Raw genomic sequence first — 2642 nt, 5'->3', positions numbered from 1 at the left:
ACATATTATACGAGGAGGAGATCTTATGCAAGATAATGAAAAATGGATATTTAAAGATTTAAAAAAAATTATTAAAGTTAAAGAAAGTTTCCCTGAACTTCAACATGACGAAGTGATTCTAAAGGTGCTTTATGTTGGAATATGCGGTTCAGATTTGCATGCATATGAAGGAACGCATCCTTTAGTTCATCCGGAAATAGTCTTAGGACATGAAGTAACTGGTGAAATTATAAAAATAGGTAGTTCCGTTAGAAATTTAAAAATTGGGGATAAAGTAGTATTAGAGCCTAACATCTCTTGCGGAGAATGCTATAATTGTAAACATGGAAAATATAATATCTGTGAAAATTTAAAGGTTATAGGTTGTGTAGGAAGGGATGGTGGTTTGCAAAATTTTGTTACTTTTCCTGCTAATAAATTATACAAGGTAAATAATATTTCTCCAAAAATAGCCACGCTGATAGAACCTTTCTCAGTTGCTATACATAGTGTTAGAATTTCCTCGTTTACTCCTGGGAATGAGGTCCTCTTATATGGAGCTGGTCCCATAGGAATTTTTACTTCCATCTTTCTTTACTTATCAGGAGCAAAAAAAATTGTAGTTGTGGATTTAGTTGAAAAAAGGCTTCGATTACTCAGTAGCTTGCTTCCAGGAATCATTACAACGACTCCTGCAGATACAAATATTAAAGGCAATTTTACTTTTGATGGACCCGATATTGTCTTTGATTGTGTTGGTGCAGATGCTACTTTAAATATGGCCATAGAAAATGCTAGAAAAGGAACTGAAATTGTCTTGGTTGGCGTGCCTTCCTCAAACTCAAATGTGAAATTAATTTATGTTCAGGACAGAGAATTAACAATTAGAGGTTCTCTTATGTATGTAGTTGAAGATTACCTAACAGCCATAAATTTATTGGAAAAAAATCAAATTGATTATGAAAAAATAATAACACATGTTTTTCCATTTGATAAGGTACCTCAAGCATATGAATACGCTTTAAATAATAAAAACGAAGTTTTAAAAATTTTAATAGAAGTTAATAAAATGTGAACAATTTTTCCAAATTTTTTATTAGGAGATGATATATATAGCTTACATTGGAATTGATCTAGGAACAACAAATTTAAAAGTTCTTCTTTTTTCACAAAAACACGGAATAGTGGATTTTGAAAAAGTGAAGCTATCTTCTAAATCTTTTAAAGAAGGATTTCATGAACAAAATCCATACGAATGGATAGAAAAAACTCTTTTTCTAATGAATAAGATCTTAAAAAGAAATGGCTCTTATTCTCCTAAAATTAAGGCCATAGGTTTTTCAGGGCAAATGCATGGATTGGTTGCAATTGATAATAATGGAAAATTAGTAATGCCCTGTATGACCTGGATGGATCGAAGGGCAAAAGAAGAAGCAAAATTAATCCCAGAAAAAGTTGATATATTTAGTATCACAGGGAATCTTTCCAACCCAAGTTTCACTTTACCTAAAATTCTGTGGTTAAAGAATAATGAAGAAGAGAATTATAAAAAAAGTTCTTGTTTCTTTCAACCAAAAGATTTCTTAAGATATTTTTTAGGAAAAAATAAAGCTTTAGTCACTGATAAAACAGATGCTTCTGCTACACTTTTGATGGATATAAAATCTCATAATTGGTCCCAAGATATTCTAAACGTTTTTGACATTGATCCTCAAAAGCTTCCAAAAATTAAGAACTCATACGAAATCGTTGATTATTTGAATGATGAAATATCTCGAGAAATTGGATTAAACAAAAACATCCCTTTAATTGTTGGCGCAGGTGATCAAGAAGCTGCCGCTGTCGGCCTTGGAGTGTTAGATGAAGATGAATCCTTTGTATCTTGTGGAACCGCCGCTCAAATCTTTCGACCCACAAAACAATTAGCTTTAGATAAAAATGCTGGTGTTCATATATTTTGCCATCCTTTTACGGGATGGCATTATTTAGGTGCTATTCAAAATGCTGGGAATGTACTTGAATGGGCTTTAAGAACATTAGACTTTGATCACACTAGAATCGAAGAAATAAACATGAAGAAAACTAATACTTTATATTTTTTGCCATATCTCACTGGAGAAAGGACACCAATTATGGACGCAGATGCAAAAGGTGCATGGATGGGTTTAAGTATTTCCCATTCAAAAGAAGATATGATAAGATCCGTTTTAGAAGGAATCTCTTTTTCAATAAAACTAGCATATGAAAAAATAAAAGACGTATTAGGTGAGGAAAACATATGCTATTTAATTGGAGGGGCTACAAAAAGTAAATTATGGTCTCAAATGATAGCGGATGTGATAGAAAAAGAATTACAAACATTGAAAATATACGAAGGATCTGCATATGGAGCTGCTTTATTAGCTGCAATTGGATGTGGAGATATAGATAAGAATGACTTGGCTAAATTTAAACCTCAGGTCAATAAACTTTTTTATCCAAACTATCAAACCAAAAATTATTATAAGAGCAAATATCAAAATTTTTTAAAATTGATAGAGTTAGAAAAAGACTTCAGGAATTTCTTATAATATTTTGATACTTTTTTCTTTGAATATAAGTGGAGGAATCACAATGATTAATGACAAATTATTATTTGATGTCGCCATTGATTAATATATTAA

Annotated in this window: 2 protein-coding genes; both read left to right on the top strand. The window is 31.3% G+C overall.

Translation table 11 applies throughout. From position 1 onward, the window contains the following. Window positions 1-1054, top strand: a 1054-nt coding sequence (locus AA81_RS13980; RefSeq protein ID WP_211292744.1) for a zinc-dependent alcohol dehydrogenase, incomplete at its 5' end; no start/stop codon positions are given. A 28-nt stretch (window positions 1055-1082) separates the two neighbouring features. Beyond that, the gene (gene xylB / locus AA81_RS13975) at window positions 1083-2549 is read left to right on the top strand and encodes a xylulokinase (protein ID WP_103899375.1); all 1467 of its coding nucleotides are present in this window, start codon (window positions 1083-1085) and stop codon (window positions 2547-2549) included. Window positions 2550-2642 lie beyond the last annotated feature (93 nt).

It is taken from the genome of Petrotoga halophila DSM 16923, from assembly GCF_002924615.1.
The sequence above is the reverse complement of the archived record's forward strand: the minus strand, read 5'-3'. Positions and strand labels throughout refer to the sequence as shown.

What these genes read in the sequence shown, in the direction of transcription:
- xylB (WP_103899375.1), top strand. Translation starts at nt 1,083, where the DNA reads ATGATATATATAGCTTACATTGGAATTGATCTAGGAACAACAAATTTA.